1 protein-coding gene is annotated in these 859 nt (G+C 68.6%); it reads left to right on the top strand.

Annotation, left to right across the window (positions count from 1 at the left end; genetic code table 11):
* On the top strand, window positions 1-859 hold an 859-nt coding region (locus tag LHA35_RS28410; RefSeq protein ID WP_226615262.1), incomplete at both ends, for an IS3 family transposase.

Here is an 859-nt window from a genome sequence, read left to right on the forward strand (position 1 = left end):
CTAGGCCCCGAGCGTCGCCGGGCCTGTGTCCGTCATGTGCAGGCTACGCTCGGCGTCTCCGAACGCCGGGCGTGCTGCACCCTCGGTCAGCCGCGCTCGACGCAGCGTCGTGCACGCCGCGTCCGGGATGACGAAGCGGCGCTGACCGAGGCGACCGTAGCCCTGGCGGCCGAGTACGGCCGCTACGGCTACCGACGGATCACGGCGATGCTGCGCGCTGAGGGCTGGCGGGTGAACGCCAAGCGGGTGCAGCGGATCTGGCGGCGCGAGGGGCTGAAGGTACCGCGGCGGCAGCCGAAGCGGGGCCGTCTGTGGCTGAACGACGGATCCTGCATTCGGCTGCGCCCATGCTGGCCTGGACATGTCTGGGCCTACGACTTCGTGCAGGACCGCACATCGGATGGGCGGCCCTTCCGCATGCTGACGGTCATTGACGAGTACACGCGCGAATGCCTGGCCATCGTGGTGGCACGGCGGTTGACCTCGGATGACGTGCTGCAGGCGCTGACCGACCTGTTCGTCGAGCGCGGCCCGCCGGACCACATCAGGTCGGACAACGGCGGCGAGTTCACCGCCAAAGTTGTGCGCGCCTGGCTGGGGCGGATCGGCGTGCGCACGTTGTTCATCGAGCGCGGCAGCCCATGGGAGAACGGCTACAACGAATCCTTCAACGGCAAGCTGCGCGACGAACTGCTGGATCGGGAGATCTTCCATTCGCTCCAGGAAGCCGAGGTGCTGATCGAGCGCTGGCGGCGCCATTACAACATCTCGAGGCCTCATAGTGCGCTCGGGTATCGGCCGCCTGCGCCGGAAGCGATCTTGCCGCACCCGGCTGGGCCTGCCTACGCTACGCTCCGGC

Origin of the sequence: Roseicella aerolata (genome assembly GCF_020523605.1) — a bacterium.
Lineage (GTDB): Bacteria > Pseudomonadota > Alphaproteobacteria > Acetobacterales > Acetobacteraceae > Paracraurococcus > Paracraurococcus aerolatus.